The sequence below is a fragment of the Thalassotalea sp. SU-HH00458 genome, from assembly GCF_040362795.1.
Classification (GTDB): Bacteria; Pseudomonadota; Gammaproteobacteria; order Enterobacterales; family Alteromonadaceae; genus Thalassotalea_H; species Thalassotalea_H castellviae.
Genome location: NZ_BAABWW010000005.1, coordinates 22549 through 44353, shown reverse-complemented (window position 1 = coordinate 44353; position 21805 = coordinate 22549). Strand labels below are relative to the sequence as shown.

Genomic DNA, 21805 nt, shown 5'->3' with positions numbered 1-21805 from the left:
CTTGTAAGTTTTGTTACATTCCCTTTTCTATCATAGTTTTAATTGTTTTAGCTTTCACAAAATGATCTAATTGATGAGTTTGGATCCACCAAGTAGCGACTTCCATTAATAGATCCGGTCGGTCATTTTTATTGGCAAAGAAAGCATAAAATGACAACCCAACATTCGGGCCTTTTTTCGCTATTTTTTCTTCGCAAACGTCGATAATTTTAGTTCTTAGTTCATTTCTCATTTTAATTACTTTGCATTTTAGTCAATCACTAACAATGACTTCCTTCAGGCACAATAACGGGTAAATCCATACAAGCATAATCAACCCCATTTTGACTTAACAGACAGGTTAGCTGACCACGATGATGCGTTTGATGGTTAAACAAATGCTGTACAATATCCGCAACCTTCTTGGTTAACAGAACGCCTTCGGTAGTCGTATATGAAATCACTTGTTCACACGCTTGTTCGGTCAAATTTTGACAAAAACAAATGATCAATTCATCAAGGGCTTGGCGACAAGTATTGAGCTGAGTTAATTCTTGATAATAAATATCTTGGGGAGATATGGGGGCAGGAAAGCGGGTAAAATCTGCCAAGGTAAGTTGACCAATATTATGTTGCGCTAAACGTGTTAATAAAACTAAATCACCAAACAGTAAATGATTCCAATAACTCATAATATTGGTAAAAAAAGAATGGCTGTCTTGTTCAAGGATCTCAACAGATAATGGCAAACAGCAATGCATTAATTGCCGATTTATTCGCTGATTATAAAGCGACATCATCTTAAAATTATTCACTAAGCTCAAGAATTTATCTCTTTAGGCAAATGATAAAACAACGAAATTTTTCGACCATTCTCATTGAAAAAGTGTTGTTACCTTACTCTTTTGTAATCAGCCAAAGTGCGTGTAAAATCCCTGGAATATAAAAGAAAATACACAAAATAATATTGATTAATAAGTCTTTTCCAACACCGCTTTTTAAAAACACAGCCACAGGCGGTAACAATAAAGCAATAATAATATGGAGTAATTTATTCATAATGATTTCCTTAAAAGTAAATTCATTCGTGTTATTTATTCTAACTTACAACAAATAGCCATGGATGAACAATGTAAACGTCTTCAAATTTTCAACTTTATATGCACGTAAAGTGAAGCTATTAACGGGAGCAAAGTAGTTGGTAGAAGATAATAAATAAGCTCATCTTCAGTAAAGAAATGTAAAAACCACAACAAGGTAATAATAGCTAATATCACTGACATTATCATTAAGCTGATGCCAATAATTCTACCCGCTTTTTCTGGATCTGAAATTTTATCCTCCTGCCAACCAGCAATTAAACCTCGGCGTCCCTGAAAGGCAATAAAGTATCCCAATACCAAACAAGGTAAAACAGCAGAAAATAAAACAAGTAATCCGCTCAAAGTAAATTCATCCATAAACACTCCTAGTTAACCAAGTATTAGGTTTTTTTAAAGTTGTTATCCCTTAACGTTAAGTCAATTTTTTAAGATAGCCTTTTATTAAATAACACGAAAAACAAACAGGCAAAGCAACCATGGTGAATATTTCAAAGATAACTTCAGAAAGGTTTTCATTAGGCGCCATCAAGATCATCAATATCACACCTATAGTAAACAAGAGCGATAACACAATAGTACCGCCCCAAATGACCTTACGCATAAAAACTTGTTCTCGTTTTGCTAAACTTTTTATACCAATACCCATCATTCTTCCATATTTACTACTGCAAAATTATAAGAAATAATAACGTAAAACCCGTCAAATTGCACAAGTATATTTAAGCCAACTTATTGTATTTTACACCTTTACTGTGTAATTACATACTTACAATAAAAACTCCTTTAACCGTGTTTTATTTGAATAATGGCAGGTTTGTGCGAGCAATAACTCCGCAGTGGCTATTGCGTCATTTAAGGCATTATGCGCAAAATATTGTGGGAGGTGATGTCGCTTTCTTAAGGCGCCTAATCTCAGCTCAGATGGATCATAGGCAACATCTTTTTTATCTAACCTACGTTTGGCGATAGCCAAGGTATCAATGATCGGAAAAGATGGCGCCAAACCATACAATTCAAGACACGCCTGCTGAAGAAACTCGCGTTCTATTCGTGCATAGTGAACTAGCATCACTTTCCCTGCTAACGCCTTTAACAAGGCTTCCACAACCACTTCTAAAGGTTGTCCTTGTTGCTGTTGCTGATCCGTAATTTGATGGATCACAACATTATCCGCTTTGAGTTTTTGCTTAGTATTTATGATTTGATGATAACAAGTATTGAGTTTGATTTGTTGTTGCGACATATCAACAAAACCAACACTCAGTAACTTATCTTGTACAGCATCTAAGCCAGTTGTTTCAAAGTCTACTGCTAAAATATTTACCGCTTGAAAAGCACTGTTTACATCAGGAAAAGGTACCGAAAGAAAATCTTTCAACGGCCCCTCTGGAGCAAGTAAAAGGTTTCGTTTACGTTCAATTTCATAACCGATGAGCCATTTAAATAGCAAGTGATGTCTTAACATAGTAACTCTGTATTAATAAGCCGACTGACGACTGTCTTGCAAGGTTTTAATCACTTTAAAAGCGTCTTTTAAATGCTCACGTTCAAGCTTTGAAATGTGTTTTGGTACGAGATAATTGTCTGGTTGCTCATTCAGTTGCAGTTTTTTTGCTTGATGCTCCATACGTAACAAACCTAAAAATTCATAAGCATCAATTAAATTCGCCGCTGACGCTTTGGTTAACGATGGCGAACCTGCTACTTGCTTTAATCGTTCTATGGTATTGGTTGCGGAGATCCCTTCACTTAAGGCATAAATTCTGGCCAGATCCACAATAGGTGCAATCCCATTATGTTTTAAATCGAGTACGTTTTTATTTTCGCCATTGTTGATCAACACAAAATCGCGAAAAAATCCCAGAGGGGGTCGATTCATTAAAGCATTTTTAGCAAGGTGTGCTAAAAATAACGTATTTCCTTTGGTCTTCTTTAGTAAGCGTTCACGCACTTGTTCAAGCAAAGAAATTTCACCATGAACTGTGGTTAAATCAAAAAAAACACTACTGTTTAGTAAGGCTTTTGGGCTAGGAGTCTCAACCCATTGATTAAAGTATTTATGCCATTTTTTTTGCGGTTGTCGCCATTTTGGGTTTGTCGCCATAATGTCACCTGGACAATAAATAAAACCACATTGCGCGAGCCCATCACAAACAAATGTCGCTAACTTTGCAAACCATTGGTCATCTTCTGGAATCATGTTATCAGCAATTATTAAGGCGTTATCTTGATCTGAGTGGGCAAATTGTTCTTGTCTTGCTTGTGATCCTGCTGCTAACCATGCATACGGTACGGGTGCTTGGCCAAGTTGTTGTTCAGCCAATTCAATTAACCGAATTGTAAAAGCCATGGTAATTGCACTGATACTCTTTCCAACATGATCTGCCGTAGTGCCTAATTTAGCCATACGAATTTGTAACTTTGGCAACAATAAGCTGGTTTCCACAAGTTCATCAATATTTTTAGCTTTACGAATGATATGGGTTAAATTGACCGCATTTTGACTCTCGTTATTCATTAAATCTGTGATAGTCACCATGGCATGAAGTTGATTCTTTTTCATCACAGGCAAATGATGAATGCGCTTTGCCGTCATCAACATTAAAGCGTCATAAGCACTAGCGTCATGATTTATCGTCAACATATTCTCCGTCATAATGCTACTGACCGCTTGAGTAAAATCGAGGCCTGTGGCTATACAACGTTGTCGTAAATCTTTGTCTGTGACAATACCAATCGGCTGCAGCTCTCGCTTGTCACCTTGAAGAATATCTTTGACGATTACTAGGCAAGAAAATTTACGTTCAGTCATTTTAATCGCAGCTTCTTGAATAGAACAATGTTGATCTATGGTCTCAACCGGACTGTGATAAAACTGACTTATACTCGTATTTAATAAAGACGAAGCGATAATTGCGTCTTCATTGATTTGACTCATTTTCTTATTTAATCGCTGCTCTGCACTGTGAACAAAAAAGTTAAGTACCGCTGGATAATCAGCAACTAAAAGCTCAAGCTCTTGATAATCAATACTATATAAAAGTGTGTCTTCCTCTGTATGCACTGTTATTTCTGACGAAACGGGGGGTTGGCAAAACACAGTGCATAAGTCTCCCTCACCGTATTTCCCTAATAATTCATCCAAATGATCACGATAATTTAGCGCACCTTTTCGTATGATAAACAATGGATGAACGGCACAATGCGAAGGAGGTAAAGGTTCGCCTTGATGCAGATAACAAATACTTATCGTATTGACGACTTTACTCAACAATGCGGGAGGCAGTTGATCAAACGGAGGAATCGTTTGCACAAAAGCAGAAATTTCAGCTAACTCAGTGTCCATAATTATCTTTTCAGTCATGGCTATTCTATGTTTGTAGTGCATTTATTCGCGAAAGGCTAACTTTATTTGCGCGATCTAGACTAAAGTGTAATACCTCGGCTTGAAAAACCTTGTTAGTGTTTAAATTAGCTAAGATTCATTATGGATTTTTGCCTTTGCTACATCACTGACATGGTATGGTAAATCTGCAATCAATAATTAATTTTGCTAAATAAAATAACAGGTTAATAAGTGCGTAAAAAAATTATAAAACGCGTATTAGTGAGCTAACAAGCTCAATGCTAGGAGAATAAAATGGAAGACAAACAGTCATATTGGTCAGAGAATCTGCGCCTAATATTTATCTGTCTTGCTATCTGGTTCGTGGTTTCATTTGGTTTCGGTTTGCTGTTAGTAGAGCCATTAAATGAAATTCGATTAGGTGGGTACAAACTAGGTTTCTGGTTTGCACAACAAGGCTCTATTTACACCTTCGTTGGTTTAATTTTCTGGTACGGTAAGAAAATGAACGACTTAGATAAAAAGTATAACGTGGAGGATGCGTAATGGATGAGTTAAGACTCTATACGTGGATCGCAGTTGGCGGTACCTTCTCACTTTATTTCTTTATAGCTTGGTGGGCCCGTGCAGGTTCAACCAGTGAATTTTACGCGGCCGGTGGTGGTATTACCCCATTACAAAATGGTATGGCAATTGGTGCCGACTGGATGAGTGCCGCATCATTTATTTCAATGGCCGGTTTAATTGCTTTTTTAGGGTATGGTGGCTCAGTATTTTTAATGGGCTGGACTGGCGGCTATGTGTTACTCGCCCTATGTTTAGCGCCTTATATGCGAAAACATGGCAAGTTTACCGTCCCAGAATTTATCGGTGATCGCTTTTATTCTAAAACCGCGCGTATTGTTGCAGTGGTTTGTTTAATCATTGCTTCACTCACCTATATCATAGGTCAAATGAAAGGTGTCGGTGTCGCATTTTCACGCTTCTTAGAAGTTGAATATGACATGGGACTCTACATTGGTATGGCGGTTGTGTTTGTTTATGCAACTTTAGGTGGCATGAAAGGTATTACTTATACGCAAATTGCACAATACTGCGTGCTTATTACTGCTTATACGATACCCGCCGTATTTATCTCATTACATTTAACAGGAAACCCCATTCCGCAATTAGGTTTAGGTTCAACACTTGCCGATGGAAGTGGTGTCTACTTACTGGATAAACTTGATACTGTTGTCTCTGAATTAGGCTTTAAGGAATATACAACGTCAACATTAGGGGATGTTGAAATGTTTGCTTATACCTTATCTTTAATGATCGGTACGGCCGGTTTACCTCATGTAATCATGCGTTTTTTCACGGTACCTTCGGTTAAAGCCGCGCGTCAATCTGCTGGCTATGCTTTAGTTTTCATTGCATTGCTTTATACAGTGGCTCCTGCCGTCGGTGCAATGGCTCGATTCAATTTGATGAATACCATCGAACCTGTTGCTGGCCAAAATATGGAATATGCAGAACGTCCACAATGGTTTAAAGAATGGGAAAAAACGGGTTTATTAGCCTTTGAAGATAAAAACGGTGACGGTAAAGTGCAATATAATGCTGATCCAACTACCAATGAAATGGTCAAAGTTGATCGTGACATTATGGTACTTGCAAACCCTGCTATTGCAAATTTACCAAACTGGGTAATTGCCCTAGTTGCCGCCGGTGGTTTGGCAGCCGCATTATCAACCGCAGCTGGTTTGTTATTAGCAATATCTTCGGCGATTTCACATGATTTAATGAAAGGTGTCTTAATTCCTGACATGAGTGAGAAAAATGAATTGCTCGCCAGTCGTATCGTAATGACATTATCAGTTTGTGTCGCTGGCTATCTAGGTTTAAATCCACCTGGCTTTGCCGCAGGAACGGTAGCATTAGCCTTTGGTTTAGCAGCATCTTCAATTTTCCCAGCGTTAATGATGGGGATCTTCTCTAAGAAAATGAGTAGTAAAGCCGCTATTGCCGGTATGTGTTCTGGGCTTGGGGTAACAATGTTATACGTATTCCAACATAAAGGTATAATGTTTATCCCAAGTACAGCATTTTTAGGTGATATGGAACCGAACTGGTTTATGGGTATTTCTCCAAATGCCTTTGGTTCAGTAGGCGCTTTTGTAAACTTCGCTGTTGCGTTTATCGTACTTAAGTTTACCGGCCCCGCTCCTAGCCATATACAAGACTTAGTGACTAACTTCCGTACTCCTCACGGCCAAATTGCAGCGGCTCATGATCATTAAATAAAATGCCAATGCAGTTAACTAACGAATAAATTTAGGCTCCTGTTCTTATGAATTGGAGCCTTTATTGTCAGAATAATTAAAAGATATTGTTTTGACTACTTTGTTTTTCATTGAGCAAAATAGGCAAAACAATATTACATTTATCCATAATAAGCACGATAGGAAATTACATGAATCGTCACACTAAAATCGCTATATTTGTCGCTCCAATATTAATTTTACTCGGCTATGTTTTATCTGACATGTACATGGAGCATGAAGCGAGTAAAACGAAAATTGTTGAATTAGTGCCTTTTGGGCATTGTGATATAAAAAATCAAAAGTGCATTTTAAAGTCTGGAGAATTTGAAATTAATGTGATGGACGATCAAGGGATAACTACAGTTAATTCAACGTACCCACTTGATACCGCTACCTTATTTACGGTCGATAAAAATAATCAAGCCACGCCTTACCAATTAGGTATGAAAGATAGTCCTTATTATTGGAAACGAGAAACGCCACTTGGTAATCTACTTTCAAAGAAAGGTGAGAGTGTTAAGTTAAGGGTAATTATTGAAATAAAAGGCGGCAAATACTTCGCCGAGTTTTATACTCAAACGACTAAATAACCATTAGAATGTAAGCAACTTCAAGGCTAATTCAGGTTTTATATTAGCTTTGCTAAGCACAGTTTCAGCACCTTGCTTTAGAATAGATTGCTTAGTCATTAAAGCGGTCTGTATTGCAAAGTCAGCATCCATAACTCTTGAACGGGCTGCAGATAAATTCATATGCGAATTGCGACTGCTACGGGCAACACTGTCAAGCCCACCCATTTTGGCACCATAATGAGCTCGATTCTCCCCTACCTTATCTATAGCATTCTTCATTGACACTATCGCTTTTTGAGCTTCAGATAAAGGATCTAATGACAAACCAGCTATGTTTAAATCGCCAGCCGTTGAAGGAGTTTTATCTATCTGAATAACATCATCAACGCCGTCGGCTTGAGTAGCAACAAAGACTTGAAACTCACCATCATCATTTTTTTGTTCCGGGTTCGCAGGGCCTAACCCAGTCCAAGTAGCTGTAATATAAAAGCTACCATTTCCCACTACTGATAACATCAACGGTTCAGTTGTTTGATCTATGTGAAGAGTTTCAATCCTTTGCGTAACAGAACCATTATTGTTACCGTCTGATGGACTAGTTCTATCTGCATCACCACCAAAACTAATATTCATGCCATTATAATTGGTCGTATTACTCGCTGTTGCCGAATAAGCTGCTCCGCCACTATTTAAGCTTGAATCATCGTAAGTTGCTGTAGGGGAATACCCATTGGCAACTGTTAACACTGAGTTTTCCACATCAGCCGGAGTACTTATTCCTTTACTATTCCATACATAATCATTTAAATCCGTACCAACAATGTGCTGCCCTGATTGTGTAAATAATTGAATATCATCATCCGCACCTAATGCATCAATCTCAATCGTAACATTGGTAGAACCAGCAGGAATGGAAGCAAATGATTGAATGCCGGAGGCAAAAGATTGTTGTATACCATTACTCACTACATTATCAATACTATTAACAACGGTTGTAGGTATTGCAGAAGGCAATAAGGGGTAATGATCAAAAATATGTGTGGAATAAGCAACTCTATTGATTTCTTCTTTGAGCTCTTGAAATTCAATATCTAAACTTCTTCTATCACTCTTATTTAATGCACCACTGGTAGCCTGAATAGAAAGCTGGTACATACGTTGAACCATGGCACCTACTTCTTCTAAAGCTCCATCAGCAACTTGCGCATAACTAATTCCATCATTTATATTTTTATCGATTGTATCTAGCGTTTTTATTATTGAAGTATGTCGATTACTAATGGCTAGCCCTGCAGCATCATCTGAAGCACTATTTATTCGCTTACCTGACGATAGTTTTTCCATCGCATTATTAATGGCTTTTGTGCTATTGGCAAGATTCCTCTGTGCATTCAGGGATGTGGTATTGGTATTAATGTACATTAATTAATTAGAACTCTACTTCATCAGTGGTAAATAATTATCACTAAAGCAACATACTAAGTTACAAGGCGTAATTTCATTTGATGATAGATACAGCAATTTTCATTCCAACAAAATCAATCACTTAAAACAGGGTGATAGAAAAAGAAATGTCAATTAATTGACCTAAAAATTAAGGCAAACTATTTACTTATTTAAATACTATAAAGCTGTTTTTACTTTTCTCTCTAAAATAACTGGACCAGTTCCTTTTTCAGCGAGTTCATCGTCTTTATTATATAAAGGACAATGATTTAAAGATAAGCAGCCACAACCAATACAGCCACCAAGATAGTCTCTTAAGTTCTCTAAATAGGTGATCCTAGCGGTTAAATCATCTCGCCAGCTGCTCGCCAGTTTTTCCCAATCACGTGTATCAGGGGTTCGGTTATTCGGTAAAGTCGCCAATGCTTTTTTGATCTCTTGTAAACTTATTCCCATTTTTTGCGCCGCTTTGATCACCGATACACGCCTTAATACGTCAGTTTTATAGCGCCGTTGATTACCTTGATTTCGCCAACTTTTAATTAACCCTTTCTCCTCATAGAAATGCAACGCAGACACCTTTACTCCGCATCGTTTTGCTACTTTCCCTACGGTTAGTTTTGCGTCTTCTAATTTATTTTTCATCTATCAATGTCCATAAAAATTATTTTCAAAAAAAGCTTTACCTCAACTTAACTTGAGGTTTTAAAGTATCGTCACTTTCTCCAAAAAAGGCAATTTAAAATGAATAAAAACAAGGTTACTACTAGCAAAAACACTACACTAAGAAATTATTTAGCGAATTCTTTGCACTATTTTAATCAAACAATGCAAAACAAATAATCCCCTCAAAACGATAATAAGGAACACATATGATCTATCTAGAACATTTAAACTTAGTGGTAAAAGATATTCCTGCTGCACTCACTTTTTATCAAGCAGCTTTCCCACATTGGTTTATTCGTAGCCAAGGGCAAAGTGACTGGTATGGTAAACCTCGGGATTGGTTACATTTTGGCGATGATTATCAATATATTACTTTCAATAATAATGGCGAGAATAACAATCGCGATTTAACTGGTCATCAAGTTGGGCTTGCGCATTTTGCTTTTGTCACCAACAATATTGAGCAGGTTATTAACCGATTAGCCAAAGCTGGTTTTGCTATTCATAAACCTGGGGCTGAAGAGCCTTATCGAAAGAACGTTTATTTTGTTGATCCCGATGGTTTTGAAATCGAATTTGTTCAGTATCTCAGTGATCTGCCAGCAGAGCGGAATCTTGAATAAACAACTATAAAGTTATTGGTCGAGTTTCAAACAATATATCCTTGTTAAATAAATATATATTTACAAATATTACTGATTTTTGTTTATCTTCAAACATTTATCTATTTTATTACGCTATACTGTCAAAAGTTTTACACAAATTTTACTCGTAACTTTTAGGATTTATGTTCAACAATCAAGACAATACAGTAAATGGACTTGCTACCGAGGCATTAAATACTGACTTCTATGACGTCATGTTTGGCAGTATTAATACCACAGGGACCATGAGCGCGCTCGAACAAAATACCTTAAATCGAATCGTTAATGTATTAAATAATCCACAGCAATTAAAACAGCATATTCCTGCTTTACCTGCCATGCTGATTAAATTGCTCGATGCGTTAAAAGATCCCCATGCTGATTTTGATACCTTTGTTGATATTATTGAAGTGGACCCTTCTTTTGCTGCAGAGGTTTTAAAAGTCGCAAATACTGCAAAGTATAATCGAACCGATAAAGCCATTATCTATTTAAGCAAAGCCACTTCATTATTAGGCATATCTGGCTTAATGAACATAGCCAGTACGCTACTACTGGCAGAAGTTATTCCATGTAATCCCTTATATTATCAGCTTTATGGGCGGCTAATTTGGGTACATTCAGTTCAATGTGCAACCTTATGTGAAATGCTAGCAAAAGCCGAAAAACATAATACGGCCGATGCATATTTTATTGGTCTTATTCATGATCTTGGGCGCATCATTATTTTCAATTGTATCTCTGAAAATATGGAAAAAACTTTTGCTTCATTAACACCGTGCACAAGAGAATATAAAGCCTTGATGTCAGAAATGTCGATGGATATGACTTATTTTATCGCCAAACAATGGCAACTCCCTCCCATCTATATCGAAGCGCTAAAACAACAACGTGAAAACAATCGTAATGCGTTGAGCGACATACTTTTTAAAGCTAACCGCTTAAGTGAACACTATTTATTATTTCATAAAAAAGCAGTGAAAGAAGATGAATATCAAGCGGTACAGCAAGAGCTTGGCATCAGTGATAAGATTTTTGAAGCGTTTAACGAAGTTGCGCCTACTATTTCTGAAAGTATTACCTGATCATTTTATCCCTAGTACCGACTCAACTTTTCGCATCAAGTGTTTTCATCGGCATATTTGCTTGATATCTTACAACAACAATAAATAACTCTGATAATTTCATGTTCCCTAACTGGCAACTCACCTTAATTAGTATCAGCTATATTGGTTTATTATTTCTTATTGCTCATTTAGGGGATAAATATCGCCATCGGCTCGTGAAAAAAAGCCAAAGTATTATTTATGCATTGTCGCTTGGGGTATATTGCACATCGTGGAGTTTTCTTGGCACTACCGGACAAGCTGCGAGTAACTTTCTATCTCATCTTCCAATATATTTAGGGCCGATCCTGCTTTTTATTTTCGCTTGGCCATTTATACAACGCATTATTCGAACAAGTTTAAAGTTAAATTTAACCTCAATTGCAGATTTACTTGCGGCACGCTTTGGTAAGTCACACAACTTGGCTATATTAATCACCGTAGTAGCTTTAGTTGGCACTATGCCTTATATCGCCTTGCAACTAAAAGCCATTGTCTATTCATTTCAACAACTTCAGGTCAGCAATACCGTCAGTACTTGGGGATTAGGCTTAATAGTCAGTATGATATTAGCAGGTTTTACCATCGTCTTTGGTATTAGAAATATTGATGTGACAGAACGCCACCCTGGGGTTGTATTGGCTATCGCGTTTGAAAGTTTAGTAAAACTTATCGCTTTTCTTGCTGTCGGTATCTTTGTCACGTTTTTCCTTTTTGAATCCCCCAGTGATATCTGGTACCAATCAGGTGCAAATATTCAGCTATATCAAAATTTTAACATGCCAAATTTAATGTCAATGATAGCAATGTTAGTGATTGTCATGGCAGCCTTTTTATCTTTACCACGCCAATTTCAAGTGATGGTCGTTGAATTGAAAGACGAAAAAGACACTTGGCTTAGTCGACGTGTTTTCCCTTTGTATTTATTAGTGTTTGCTTTATTTGCAGCGCCACTAGGGCTTGCTGGTCATATTGTCTTAGGCGACACAATTCCAGCAGATGCTTATGTGCTTTTTTTACCTTGGTCTCAACAACAAACTTGGTTAACGCTTATTGCCTTTTTAGGAGCGATTTCGGCGGCTAGTTCTATGGTGATCATTTCTTCAATCGCGTTAAGTACTATGCTAAGTAATGAAATTGTATTTCCACTATTTTTTCGTTCCAACAAAACGAATCACATTGAGTACAGTAACTTCAGATATCGCTTACTTAAAATTAGAAAACTTTTAGTGCTTTTTGTTATTTTATTAGGTTATGGCGTGTTTTTAATGGCTTCGCCTGATACTTTGAGTTCGCTAGGTGAAGTTGCTTTCGGCGCATTCGCACAACTTACCCCTGCATTAATTGCAGCCTTTTATTGGCGTCGAGCGAGTTTAACTGGGGTATACGGAGGCATATTAGTTGGCTTTACCATGTGGCTAATACTGAATTTTCTGCCACAATTTGGGTTTTATCAGCAGCCTTTTGATGATGGCCTTATTCCCGCCAACAGTTTATCGAGTCTAATAAGTTTAGCCGCAAATATTTTTGTCATGTGGTCGCTTTCGCAAATAAGCCGACAAACGGTGCAAGAACGCGTTCAGGCATCATTATTTTTAGAATGGCAAGCACCAAACTTACTCAGTAGTGGCAAAAATAGGCGCATTGATGATCAAGAGTTAGAGTTATTAGTTTCTCGCTTTGTTGGTATAACCAAAGCCGCCAATAGTTTCGCGAAGTTCCAACGGAATAAAATCAAAAAAGAATTAGGCACGACGGCTTATAATCAAGCATTATTACAACATACAGAAAATACCCTAGCCAGTGTAATGGGCGCGTCTTCGGCACGATTAGTGTTATCTTCTGCCCTTGATGGCAGAGATATCGCGTTAGACGATTTAGCACTGCTTGTTGAAGATGCCTCAAATCAACGCCAGCAATACAGCGAAAACCTACTACAAAGTGCAATAGAGAATGCAAGTGAAGGCATTTCCATTGTCGATAAAGATTTAAACTTGGTGGCTTGGAATAAAAAATATCTCGATATATTTCAATATCCACCGGAATATATTTATAAGGGCGCCCCGATTGAAACCTTAATTCGTTACAACGCTACACGAGGATTATGTGGTTTAGGTGATATAGAAAACCAAGTAAGTAGGCGCTTACACTATTTAAGACAAGGTAGTTCCCATAGCTCTGAACGCCAACAAGACAATGGTAAAGTGATCAGAATAGAGGGTAATCCATTACCCGATGGTGGCTTTGTCATGATGTTTTCCGACATCACTGCGTATCGTCAAGCAGAACAAGTATTGAAAGAAACGAATGTCGATTTAGAAGCGATCATACAAGAACGTACCCAAAAATTAGCACAAGCAAATGATGCCCTTGAGTTAGCAAAAGAAAAAGCCGAACAAGCACATATTAAAAAGAGTTTATATTTAAAAGCTTGTAGTCATGACTTAATGCAACCATTAGAAGCCGCTCGTTTATTTACTTCAGCCTTAACCAGTCAAGATAATTTAAATGAAGTGCAAAAAAGACAGGTGAAAAATATCGATCATTCGTTAAAAGTGGCGAATGATCTGTTAGCCGACTTAGGTGAAATCGCTCGCATTGAAAGTGGTAATATTAAGCCACACTTTACTGCTTTTGCTTTAAATAATTTATTTAAAGAACTTGCAGAAGAATTTTCTGCATCGGCAATTGAGCATGACATACAGTTTCGTCTGGTAGAAACCTCGGCGTGGGTATATTCCGATCGCAACCTCTTACGCCGCATTTTACAAAACTTAATTGGGAATGCTTTTCGTTATGCAAGTCCAGGTAAAGTATTACTCGGCGCAAGGGTGATCAATCAGCAAGTAATAATACAAGTGCTCGATAATGGACCCGGTATTCCCGTTGAAAAACAGTCGTTAGTCTTTGAACAATTTACTCAACTGGACACCCCTCAATCTCAATCTGGCAGAGGGTTAGGTTTAGGGTTAAATATCACGCAAAGTTTAACTCAACTATTAGGTCACGCTTTAGGATTAAAATCAAAAGCATCACAAGGATGTAAGTTTACGATATCCCTTAAAAAGGTATCGCCGGTGTTACAGCCTATGATTGAAAAACCTAGCATCAAGATTGGTTTTAGTGATATTACCGTTATGTGTATTGATAATGATCCAGACGTACTTAGCGGCATGGTTGAACTCTTGACTACATGGCAATGTAATGTCTTAGCCGCGGATTCATTTGAGCAAGCACAATCCTTGTTTGCACAACACAGTAACGATATACAAATTTTATTGGTTGACTACCAACTTGATAATGAACATAACGGCTTAAACTTAATTTCAACATTGAGAAAACAATGCTCGTATCAGATCCCGGCCATTTTAATTACCGCAACCACAGACAGCGATATTGAAGAAAAAACCAAAGCAGCCAATGTTGGTTTCATGCGTAAATTAGTAAAACCCGCTTCACTGAGAGCGATGATGAGTGCTCTACTAACGAAAAGTCTTCAGGATAAATATTCATAAAATGTCCGCCAAACCTTGGTTGACGGGCAAACATTAAGTTAGGTAATCACTTGCTCATCGCTAATGATCATTCCGTTATGGTTGAATCGTGAATATCGAGTTGGCTGATAGCAATTACCGCTTGCGTACGATTACGAACATTAAGCTTTCTGAAAATAGCCGTTGCGTGTGCTTTGATCGTCGCTTCAGAAACATTTAAATCATAAGCAATTTGTTTATTAAGCATGCCTTGAGCAAACATCATTAATATTCGATATTGTTGCTGAGTCAAGCTGGCAACTCGCTCGGCAATCTCGGCATGCTCTTCATTACTAGCATTCATTTGAAATGATTCGGGCAACCAAATATCCCCCATCAATACTTGCACTATGGCTTGGTAAATTATCTCCACTGACGTTGACTTAGGGATAAAACCCGCTGCGCCAAACTCAATCGCTTTCGCAATTGTATCCTGATCTTCATGAGCCGAAACAATCACCACAGGTATTTGTGGAAAATGATTTCGAACATGGATTAACGTGTTAAAACCATGAGCTCCGGGGATATTTAGATCTAATAACAACAAATCACTTTCACTATTCTCTGAAAGCTGTTGTTCTAATTCAGCAATTGTTTGTGCTTCAACCCATTGTGTTTGCGTCAGTTTTGCTTTTAGCGTATTCAACAACGCTTGCCTGAATAATGGGTGATCATCAGCTATTATAATTTTTTCTGGCTGGATCATAGTAAGTTTCCTAAAACTGGGGCAATTTCAGTATACATTGATCATCAATAAAAGCTTCTACGACTAAAGTCTAATATTGCTTTTATTGATCTATTCGACATTTGCAAACCAAGCGATTATTTTGCTGGAATGTTTTTTAGTACGGCCACAAGTAGCTGCCAATATTGCTCAACCGTTTTCACATTGACCTTTTCATCTGGCGAGTGAGGAAACTTAATGGTTGGCCCAAACGACACCATATCCCATGCTGGGTAAGCGGTTTTAAATAAACCACATTCTAAACCAGCATGAATCACCATAATCTCAGGCAATTTACCAAATAATGATTGATATGTATCTCGTACTGTTTTCATGATCGCTGAACTCGTATCAGGTTTCCATCCAGGATAAGCCCCTGAAAACTGAATATCTGCGTTAGCTAAGTTGAAGATAGACTCAACCATAGTTTGCGCTTCTAAACGACCATCATCATGTAAACTACGGATCAACGTCATGGCAATAAATTTTGCCCCTTTACTTCTCATTACTCCTAAGTTTAACGACGTTTCAACAATTCCTTCAATATCATCACTCATACGTAAAACACCATTTGGGCACGCGTTTAACGCACGTAAAATTTGTTTTTGAGTGGTGTTATCCCAACATTGATCAAAGGTTTCTGGCGATATCAATAACAATTCAATACTGTTTTCAACCGCTTGGAGGTTTTCTTGAATAACCGTTAAATAATCAGCTAGTTCGCTTTTTAGCGCAGCCACTTGGTGAGTAGGTATAACAAAACTCGCATCAGCTTCACGAGGAATAGCATTGCGTAAACTACCACCATTAAGTTCAGTCAGTCGAAGATCAAATTTTTCATTTGCATTCAGTAAAAAGCGTATCAATAATTTACAAGCATTGGCTCTACCCGTATGAATATCAACGCCAGAATGCCCACCTTTTAACCCTGAAATGGATAAATTAAATGATTGATAATCAGCGGGGACATCATGGTAGTCAATATTAAATGTTGCAGTGCCATCAATGCCACCTGCACACCCCATATACACTTCACCTTCTTGCTCTGAGTCCGTGTTAATTAAAATTTCACCTTCAAGCCAACCAGCTTTTAAGCCAAAAGCGCCTGTCATACCTGCTTCTTCATCTATCGTCACTAATACTTCTAATGGCCCATGTGCAACATCATCACTGGCTAATATCGCTAAAGCTGACGCTAAACCAATCCCGTTATCAGCCCCTAATGTTGTACCATTCGCTTTAACCCAGGATTCTCCTGCATCATCAAACAAGATAGGCTCAATAGGATCGGTTAAAAAGTTATGATCTTTGTCGGCATTTTTTTGTGGCACCATATCCATATGCGCTTGTAATATCACGCCTTTTCTATCTTCCATTCCTAGTGTTGCAGGTTTTGAAATCGCTAAATTACCTACCTCATCTTCTTTGACGGTTAAACCTTGTTCTGTTGCCCATGATTTGATCCAAGCAGAGATTTTATCTTCATGTTTTGAAGGGTGAGGAATAGCGCAAATGCCAGAAAACATTTGCCAAAGTTTTTGCGGTTGAAGCTGCGATAAAGTACTCACAATTTTTCCTTGAAATTGATAGATTATATTCATTGATTTGATGGTTATATAAACGCTGAATATTCAGCGTTTATTGAGACTCTTAACCTAGAACGATTGATTAAAACGTTCAGAGAGGAGGTCGTTTTTATAACGTTATTTACTTGCCATTAAAAACTGCCATTGATCATTAAAGTTATCACTGGGTTTTTTATCAAAGCCAGAACGAACATACTGACTAATTTTGCCTTCTGCGAAAGCCACTAGAATATTTGCTAACGCCAACTCATTAATCTCAAACCCTTTGCCTTCGCGTAACTTACGTTCTCGTAAAATTTGTTTAAATTGCGATTCTAATTTTTCAAAAAATTGGTTTACCCGAGTTCTTAAACGTTCGTTTTCACCCATTAACGCATCACCCGATAAAATACGGCACATGCCAGGATTACGCTCAGCAAAAACCAATAAGACATGTAATATATGATGGCAACGTATTAGCGCCTCTTTATGATCAGATAATATTAAATTAATCCGAGAAAAGGTTGATTCTTCAATAAATTCAATCAAGCCTTCAAACATTCTCGCTTTCGACGGAAAATGACGGTACAGCGCCGCTTCTGAAACCCCCACTTCTGCAGCTAATTTAGCCGTGGTGATCCGTTGACCAGGACTAGACTGTAACATTAACGCTAAACATTCTAATATTTGCTGTTTACGGTTTGGTTTTTTATTAACCGGCATATTTCCTGTTCTCTATATTTTTTATTAAGAATAATCATGACTTAACAAGCATGAAGGACAATAAGATTGTATAGGGTTCTTTAACGCTTTTCACCCAATTGTTCTGCAATAATGTCGACTAATTTTTCCGCTACATCACTTTTACGCATGAGCGAAATATCTTGTTGAGAAGTCGCACTAAAAACCGTTAATGCATTGTTATCGCTGTTAAAGCCTTGTCCAGAAAGAGCGACATTATTCGCGGCTATTAAATCTAAGTTTTTACGTGTTAATTTATCTAATGCATATTGTTCAACATCTTGTGTTTCAGCAGCAAAGCCAACAGTAAATGGCTTTTCTGATAATGCGGCAACGTCGGCGACAATATCTGGATTTTTTACCAAATTGATTTGCATGTGATGATTATCTGCCGTTTTTTTGATTTTTTGCTCGGCAATTTCAGCCACCCGATAATCGGCTACTGCTGCACAGGCAATAAAAACATCTGCACCTTTCGCTTTTAACAGTGCTTGTTGATGCATTTGCTCAGCACTCATCACGTTAATTAATTCCACTGAGCTAGGTTCAGGTATATTGACAGGACCAGAAATCAACGTAACTTTAGCGCCAGCATTGACCGCCGCCTGAGCAATGGCGTAACCCATTTTTCCCGAACTGTGATTAGATATATAACGCACGGGATCGATCGCTTCGCGAGTAGGACCGGCGGTGATCACCCAATGTTGATTCATTAAAGCCTTTTCTTGATACAACCCACAAACCAGATCTACTAACTCTGGTACATCTAGCAATCGGCCAAAGCCTATGTCGCCACAGGCTTGTTCGCCTTGCCCAGGTCCCCAAATATTGATGTGACGATTTTTTAATTTTTGCATGTTTTCTTGGGTGATTTCTGCATGCCACATTTGTTGATTCATTGCCGGTGCTACCGCAATGGTTGCTTTTGTAGCTAAAACTATGGTGCCTAATAAATCATTGGCTAAACCGTGGGCAATATGTGCAATAGTATTAGCGCTAGCGGGAGCAATTAATAACAAATCTGCCCACTTTGCTAATGCAATATGCCCCATTGCGCGTTCAGCTTCCATATCTAATAAACTATCAGAAACAGGATTTCCAGAAACCGCCTGAAGAGTTAAAGGTGTAATAAATGCTTTCGCGCTTTCAGTCATCACAACACGAACGTCCGCCCCTTGCTCAATCAATCGTCGAACAAGCTCTGGCATTTTATAAGCTGCAATACCGCCGGTAATACCTAAGACAATTTTTTTACCCTGAAGAATTTGCATAACCTGCTAGTCTTAATAATCTAAATCTTTATTTTATATACGATACCATTAATCGTCATCGATGAAAATTGACATTGCAAGGATGCACTTATGTTAAAAGATTGGCCAAGTTCAGAAAAACCAAGAGAAAAATTATTAAATCAAGGCGCAACAAGTTTATCCGACGCTGAACTATTAGCTATTTTTCTGCGTACTGGCGTAAAAGGCTGCCATGTAGTTGATTTAGCAAGGCAGTTAATAGCCAGTTTTGGCAGCATAGCTGCAATCTATCAAGCGTCCGCCGAAGAATTTTGCCAAGTGCGTGGGCTAGGCAAAGCAAAATTTGTCCAATTACAAGCTTGTTTAGAAATGAGTAAACGCTTTCTTGCGGAAGAAATGCGTAACGGACAAGCGTTAACGTCTTCACAAGCAAGTAAAGACTTTTTAATCAGTCAACTTCGTAATGAAACCCATGAAATTTTTGCCGTTTTATTTCTCAACAACCAACATCAAGTGATCACCTTTAAGCGCTTATTTTATGGCACAATCAACGCTTCCGCAGTTTACCCTAGAGTTGTGGTTGAAAAAGCACTACAACATCAATCTAGTGCCGTAATTCTTGCCCATAATCATCCTTCAGGTATTGCAGAAGCCAGCTTTGCAGATAAAAATATTACGGAACAATTAACTCGAGCACTCGCTTTGATTGATATCAGAGTATTAGATCATATGATAGTAGCAGGCCACCAATGTTATTCTTTTGCTGAACATGGTTTATTATAGTCAATGAAATATTTACTTAAAAATCTTGCAAGTCGTTGAATTGACAGTTAGGTTTAAAATATCATGAGAAAGAATAAGGATTGAAATATGTCAGATGATATCCAAACGACTAACAATCAAGAGGGTGAAGAACGTCGTAAATCATTTCGATTAGACATGGAAAAAGAACTAGTAGATATTACTTGGACCAATGATTCTGGACAAGAATTAAACAAGAAAATAGTCTGTGTTGATTTTTCTAAAGGCGGTCTAAAACTCGACTGTGATCAAAGCATTGCGATCAATACTGAAGTAACTATTACGTTTAAAGCGGCAGCAGAAAATTGTCAAATTTTAAAAGGTAAAGTAATACGTTGCCTAGAACAAGATAATGGTTGGTTTGAAGTTGCATTAAAATTGAACTAATAGTGAATAAAATTCAACATTGATTTTTTAAGCTATACTAAAAGATCGGTGCATAAATGAAGCATTAAAGTTGTAGTAGAAGGAATTGGCGAAATGATGATATTAGTTGGTGGTGAAAAAGGTGGCAGTGGTAAAAGTTGCCTTGCGCAAAATTTAGCGGTTTATTTTGCACGTGATAAAAATGCCATCGTTTTAATGGTTGATTGTGATCCACAACGAACCACTTCTGATTGGATACAAGCACGCAATACCGATCCATCTTTACCCGCAATTAACTGTATCCAATTATACGGGAAAATTCGCAATGATTTATTAAGTCTAAATCAGCACTATGACTATGTAATTGTTGATTGTGGCGGTCAAGATAATTTAGCATTACGCGCTGCGATGTCGGTAGCTGAGCATGTTATCATTCCTCTTCGCCCAAAACGTCGTGATTTAAAAACAGTGCCACATATGGAAGATATGTTAAGCACCTGTAAAATGGTTAATCCTAAAATGCTAGCCTCGTTTGTTATTACCCAATGTCCAGCATTGCCAACACAAGCAAACCGTATTTTAGAAGCTAAAGATGTTTGTCGTTCATACGGCATTAATGTGTTAGACGCTGTAACCTATAACCGAAATATTTATGATGACAGTGAAGAACAAGGTTCTTCAGTGATTGAAATAGACCCTGATGGTAAAGCGGCCACTGAAATGAAAGCAATAGCCGAGGAATTACTCGCCATGAAACCGGACAACTCACATGAGTTTATCTGATCTAAAAAAATCCAAGGACGGCAAGCCGCGGAAAAAGGCATTTACCGTAGATGAGTTCATTGCTGACGCAGAGAATTATGCGAAAGGCACACCTGAACTTGTCAGTGAAGATAAAAATCAAACGGTAAATTTGCAACAAGCATTAGCAGCAGCCAAACAATTTGAAGTAAAAAAACAAGCAGAAAGACGGAAAAATAAAGCCGGTAAGCCATTTAGGCATGCAACTTTTACTTTGAGTGAAGAAGCTATCGAACAACTGCAAGAATTGGCAAAAGACAGCCAATTAGCGAAGTCGCATATCATCCGAATCCTAATAGATGAACTATGCAATAAAGATCAACAAAAGAAACTCAATAAACTTTTAGATTCGAATGTAAGCTAAAATTGTTTATTATCCCAACCAAAGCTTGTAGAAAACAGCGTGAAATCGCTGTTTTTTTATACCGAAAAGTGAAAATTAATCATTTAACTGATTAATTTATAAGGAATTAGCAAAGTTCTTTGCTTGGATCGCGATAAAAACTAGATTTCGTTTTTCACTTTCTCTATAATATGCCACCTTTTTCAGGATCCCGGGGCGACGGTCTTGGGGAAAAATAGCTCGAGCTGAAATTAATTTTGGAGTACTCATATGTCTAAAGTTTGCCAAGTAACAGGCAAAAAGCCAATGGTTGGAAACAACCGTTCGCACGCAAGAAACGCGACTCGTCGTCGTTTTTTACCAAACCTTCAAACTCACCGTTTTTGGGTTGAAAGTGAAAATACATTCGTTAAGTTACGTTTAACTCCGAAAGGAATGCGTATTATCGATAAAAAAGGTATTGATGCAGTATTATCTGATATCCGTGCCCGTGGCGAAAAAGTTTAAGGAATC

24 protein-coding genes are annotated in these 21805 nt (G+C 37.8%); 11 read left to right on the top strand and 13 right to left on the bottom strand.

Going from position 1 to position 21805, the window contains the following annotated elements:
- Positions 1-13: 13 nt before the first annotated feature.
- The 7 genes from ABXH06_RS09010 to ABXH06_RS08980 form a co-directional block, all read right to left on the bottom strand.
- Entirely contained in the window at positions 14-232 is a 219-nt protein-coding gene (locus ABXH06_RS09010; protein WP_311581736.1) for a DUF6500 family protein, read from the bottom strand.
- A gap of 28 nt (positions 233-260) precedes the next feature.
- Positions 261-794 (bottom strand): DinB family protein, encoded by a 534-nt coding sequence (locus ABXH06_RS09005; protein WP_353518023.1) that lies wholly within the window; start codon positions 792-794, stop codon positions 261-263.
- A gap of 82 nt (positions 795-876) precedes the next feature.
- Positions 877-1044, bottom strand: coding sequence for a YqaE/Pmp3 family membrane protein (locus ABXH06_RS09000; RefSeq protein ID WP_311581876.1), 168 nt, complete (start codon positions 1042-1044; stop codon positions 877-879).
- A 77-nt stretch (positions 1045-1121) separates the two neighbouring features.
- Positions 1122-1439, bottom strand: a complete 318-nt coding sequence (locus ABXH06_RS08995; protein WP_353518022.1) for a DUF3784 domain-containing protein — start codon at positions 1437-1439, stop codon at positions 1122-1124.
- A gap of 55 nt (positions 1440-1494) precedes the next feature.
- The gene (locus ABXH06_RS08990) at positions 1495-1731 is read right to left on the bottom strand and encodes a hypothetical protein (RefSeq protein ID WP_353518021.1); all 237 of its coding nucleotides are present in this window, start codon (positions 1729-1731) and stop codon (positions 1495-1497) included.
- Positions 1732-1848: 117 nt separating this feature from the next.
- Complete coding sequence (locus tag ABXH06_RS08985) at positions 1849-2547, bottom strand: exonuclease domain-containing protein (RefSeq protein WP_353518020.1); 699 nt, start codon at positions 2545-2547, stop codon at positions 1849-1851.
- Between the two features lie 12 nt (positions 2548-2559).
- Positions 2560-4446, bottom strand: coding sequence for a putative nucleotidyltransferase substrate binding domain-containing protein (locus tag ABXH06_RS08980; RefSeq protein WP_353518019.1), 1887 nt, complete (start codon positions 4444-4446; stop codon positions 2560-2562).
- A 276-nt stretch (positions 4447-4722) separates the two neighbouring features.
- On the opposite strand from ABXH06_RS08980, the gene ABXH06_RS08975 reads away from it, so the two are divergent.
- From ABXH06_RS08975 to ABXH06_RS08965, 3 genes are all read left to right on the top strand, one after another.
- Entirely contained in the window at positions 4723-4974 is a 252-nt protein-coding gene (locus ABXH06_RS08975) for a DUF4212 domain-containing protein (RefSeq protein ID WP_311581748.1), read from the top strand.
- Complete coding sequence (locus ABXH06_RS08970) at positions 4974-6710, top strand: sodium:solute symporter family protein (protein WP_311581750.1); 1737 nt, start codon at positions 4974-4976, stop codon at positions 6708-6710. The genes ABXH06_RS08975 and ABXH06_RS08970 overlap by 1 nt, the downstream gene beginning before the upstream one ends.
- A gap of 173 nt (positions 6711-6883) precedes the next feature.
- Positions 6884-7324 (top strand): hypothetical protein, encoded by a 441-nt coding sequence (locus ABXH06_RS08965; protein WP_353518018.1) that lies wholly within the window; start codon positions 6884-6886, stop codon positions 7322-7324.
- Between the two features lie 3 nt (positions 7325-7327).
- Here ABXH06_RS08965 and ABXH06_RS08960 read toward each other — a convergent pair whose 3' ends face one another.
- Both ABXH06_RS08960 and soxR read right to left on the bottom strand, forming a co-directional pair.
- Complete coding sequence (locus ABXH06_RS08960) at positions 7328-8728, bottom strand: flagellin N-terminal helical domain-containing protein (RefSeq protein ID WP_353518017.1); 1401 nt, start codon at positions 8726-8728, stop codon at positions 7328-7330.
- Between the two features lie 201 nt (positions 8729-8929).
- Positions 8930-9397: a redox-sensitive transcriptional activator SoxR gene (soxR, locus tag ABXH06_RS08955; RefSeq protein WP_353518016.1), complete on the bottom strand. Its 468-nt coding sequence runs from the start codon at positions 9395-9397 to the stop codon at positions 8930-8932.
- A 227-nt stretch (positions 9398-9624) separates the two neighbouring features.
- Between soxR and ABXH06_RS08950 the strand changes: the two genes are divergently transcribed.
- The 3 genes from ABXH06_RS08950 (at position 9625) to ABXH06_RS08940 (ending at position 14683) form a co-directional block, all read left to right on the top strand.
- Entirely contained in the window at positions 9625-10041 is a 417-nt protein-coding gene (locus ABXH06_RS08950; RefSeq protein WP_353518015.1) for a VOC family protein, read from the top strand.
- A gap of 164 nt (positions 10042-10205) precedes the next feature.
- Complete coding sequence (locus ABXH06_RS08945) at positions 10206-11147, top strand: HDOD domain-containing protein (RefSeq protein WP_353518014.1); 942 nt, start codon at positions 10206-10208, stop codon at positions 11145-11147.
- 101 nt (positions 11148-11248) lie between these two features.
- Positions 11249-14683 carry a hybrid sensor histidine kinase/response regulator gene (locus ABXH06_RS08940; RefSeq protein WP_353518013.1) on the top strand — a complete coding sequence of 1145 codons (3435 nt, stop codon included), beginning with the start codon at positions 11249-11251 and terminating at the stop codon, positions 14681-14683.
- Positions 14684-14750: 67 nt separating this feature from the next.
- On the opposite strand, the gene ABXH06_RS08935 is transcribed toward ABXH06_RS08940, so the two are convergent.
- From ABXH06_RS08935 to coaBC, 4 genes are all read right to left on the bottom strand, one after another.
- Positions 14751-15407 carry a response regulator gene (locus tag ABXH06_RS08935; protein ID WP_311581764.1) on the bottom strand — a complete coding sequence of 219 codons (657 nt, stop codon included), beginning with the start codon at positions 15405-15407 and terminating at the stop codon, positions 14751-14753.
- A gap of 116 nt (positions 15408-15523) precedes the next feature.
- The gene (locus tag ABXH06_RS08930) at positions 15524-16993 is read right to left on the bottom strand and encodes an aminoacyl-histidine dipeptidase (RefSeq protein ID WP_353518012.1); all 1470 of its coding nucleotides are present in this window, start codon (positions 16991-16993) and stop codon (positions 15524-15526) included.
- A 135-nt stretch (positions 16994-17128) separates the two neighbouring features.
- Entirely contained in the window at positions 17129-17713 is a 585-nt protein-coding gene (gene slmA / locus ABXH06_RS08925) for a nucleoid occlusion factor SlmA (RefSeq protein ID WP_311581768.1), read from the bottom strand.
- 80 nt (positions 17714-17793) lie between these two features.
- Complete coding sequence (gene coaBC, locus ABXH06_RS08920) at positions 17794-19002, bottom strand: bifunctional phosphopantothenoylcysteine decarboxylase/phosphopantothenate--cysteine ligase CoaBC (RefSeq protein WP_353518011.1); 1209 nt, start codon at positions 19000-19002, stop codon at positions 17794-17796.
- 90 nt (positions 19003-19092) lie between these two features.
- Between coaBC and radC the strand changes: the two genes are divergently transcribed.
- The 5 genes from radC to rpmB all read left to right on the top strand — a co-directional run bounded on the left by radC (position 19093) and on the right by rpmB (position 21799).
- The gene (gene radC / locus ABXH06_RS08915; RefSeq protein WP_353518010.1) at positions 19093-19764 is read left to right on the top strand and encodes a RadC family protein; all 672 of its coding nucleotides are present in this window, start codon (positions 19093-19095) and stop codon (positions 19762-19764) included.
- An 87-nt stretch (positions 19765-19851) separates the two neighbouring features.
- On the top strand, positions 19852-20169 hold the full coding sequence (locus ABXH06_RS08910; RefSeq protein WP_353518009.1) for a PilZ domain-containing protein: 318 nt from the start codon (positions 19852-19854) through the stop codon (positions 20167-20169).
- A 93-nt stretch (positions 20170-20262) separates the two neighbouring features.
- The gene (locus tag ABXH06_RS08905) at positions 20263-20931 is read left to right on the top strand and encodes an AAA family ATPase (RefSeq protein WP_311581778.1); all 669 of its coding nucleotides are present in this window, start codon (positions 20263-20265) and stop codon (positions 20929-20931) included.
- On the top strand, positions 20918-21313 hold the full coding sequence (locus ABXH06_RS08900; RefSeq protein WP_311581781.1) for a ribbon-helix-helix protein, CopG family: 396 nt from the start codon (positions 20918-20920) through the stop codon (positions 21311-21313). The genes ABXH06_RS08905 and ABXH06_RS08900 overlap by 14 nt, the downstream gene beginning before the upstream one ends.
- Positions 21314-21562: 249 nt before the next feature.
- Entirely contained in the window at positions 21563-21799 is a 237-nt protein-coding gene (gene rpmB / locus ABXH06_RS08895) for a 50S ribosomal protein L28 (protein ID WP_311581784.1), read from the top strand.
- Positions 21800-21805 lie beyond the last annotated feature (6 nt).

Coding starts and splice junctions, on each gene's coding strand:
- ABXH06_RS09010 (WP_311581736.1), bottom strand. CDS start 232: ATGAGAAATGAACTAAGAACTAAAATTATCGACGTTTGCGAAGAAAAA.
- ABXH06_RS08995 (WP_353518022.1), bottom strand. CDS start 1,439: ATGGATGAATTTACTTTGAGCGGATTACTTGTTTTATTTTCTGCTGTT.
- ABXH06_RS08990 (WP_353518021.1), bottom strand. CDS start 1,731: ATGATGGGTATTGGTATAAAAAGTTTAGCAAAACGAGAACAAGTTTTT.
- ABXH06_RS08985 (WP_353518020.1), bottom strand. CDS start 2,547: ATGTTAAGACATCACTTGCTATTTAAATGGCTCATCGGTTATGAAATT.
- ABXH06_RS08980 (WP_353518019.1), bottom strand. CDS start 4,446: ATGACTGAAAAGATAATTATGGACACTGAGTTAGCTGAAATTTCTGCT.
- ABXH06_RS08975 (WP_311581748.1), top strand. CDS start 4,723: ATGGAAGACAAACAGTCATATTGGTCAGAGAATCTGCGCCTAATATTT.
- ABXH06_RS08970 (WP_311581750.1), top strand. CDS start 4,974: ATGGATGAGTTAAGACTCTATACGTGGATCGCAGTTGGCGGTACCTTC.
- ABXH06_RS08965 (WP_353518018.1), top strand. CDS start 6,884: ATGAATCGTCACACTAAAATCGCTATATTTGTCGCTCCAATATTAATT.
- ABXH06_RS08960 (WP_353518017.1), bottom strand. CDS start 8,728: ATGTACATTAATACCAATACCACATCCCTGAATGCACAGAGGAATCTT.
- soxR (WP_353518016.1), bottom strand. CDS start 9,397: ATGAAAAATAAATTAGAAGACGCAAAACTAACCGTAGGGAAAGTAGCA.
- ABXH06_RS08950 (WP_353518015.1), top strand. CDS start 9,625: ATGATCTATCTAGAACATTTAAACTTAGTGGTAAAAGATATTCCTGCT.
- ABXH06_RS08945 (WP_353518014.1), top strand. CDS start 10,206: ATGTTCAACAATCAAGACAATACAGTAAATGGACTTGCTACCGAGGCA.
- ABXH06_RS08940 (WP_353518013.1), top strand. CDS start 11,249: ATGTTCCCTAACTGGCAACTCACCTTAATTAGTATCAGCTATATTGGT.
- ABXH06_RS08935 (WP_311581764.1), bottom strand. CDS start 15,407: ATGATCCAGCCAGAAAAAATTATAATAGCTGATGATCACCCATTATTC.
- slmA (WP_311581768.1), bottom strand. CDS start 17,713: ATGCCGGTTAATAAAAAACCAAACCGTAAACAGCAAATATTAGAATGT.
- coaBC (WP_353518011.1), bottom strand. CDS start 19,002: ATGCAAATTCTTCAGGGTAAAAAAATTGTCTTAGGTATTACCGGCGGT.
- radC (WP_353518010.1), top strand. CDS start 19,093: ATGTTAAAAGATTGGCCAAGTTCAGAAAAACCAAGAGAAAAATTATTA.
- ABXH06_RS08910 (WP_353518009.1), top strand. CDS start 19,852: ATGTCAGATGATATCCAAACGACTAACAATCAAGAGGGTGAAGAACGT.
- ABXH06_RS08905 (WP_311581778.1), top strand. CDS start 20,263: ATGATGATATTAGTTGGTGGTGAAAAAGGTGGCAGTGGTAAAAGTTGC.
- ABXH06_RS08900 (WP_311581781.1), top strand. CDS start 20,918: ATGAGTTTATCTGATCTAAAAAAATCCAAGGACGGCAAGCCGCGGAAA.
- rpmB (WP_311581784.1), top strand. CDS start 21,563: ATGTCTAAAGTTTGCCAAGTAACAGGCAAAAAGCCAATGGTTGGAAAC.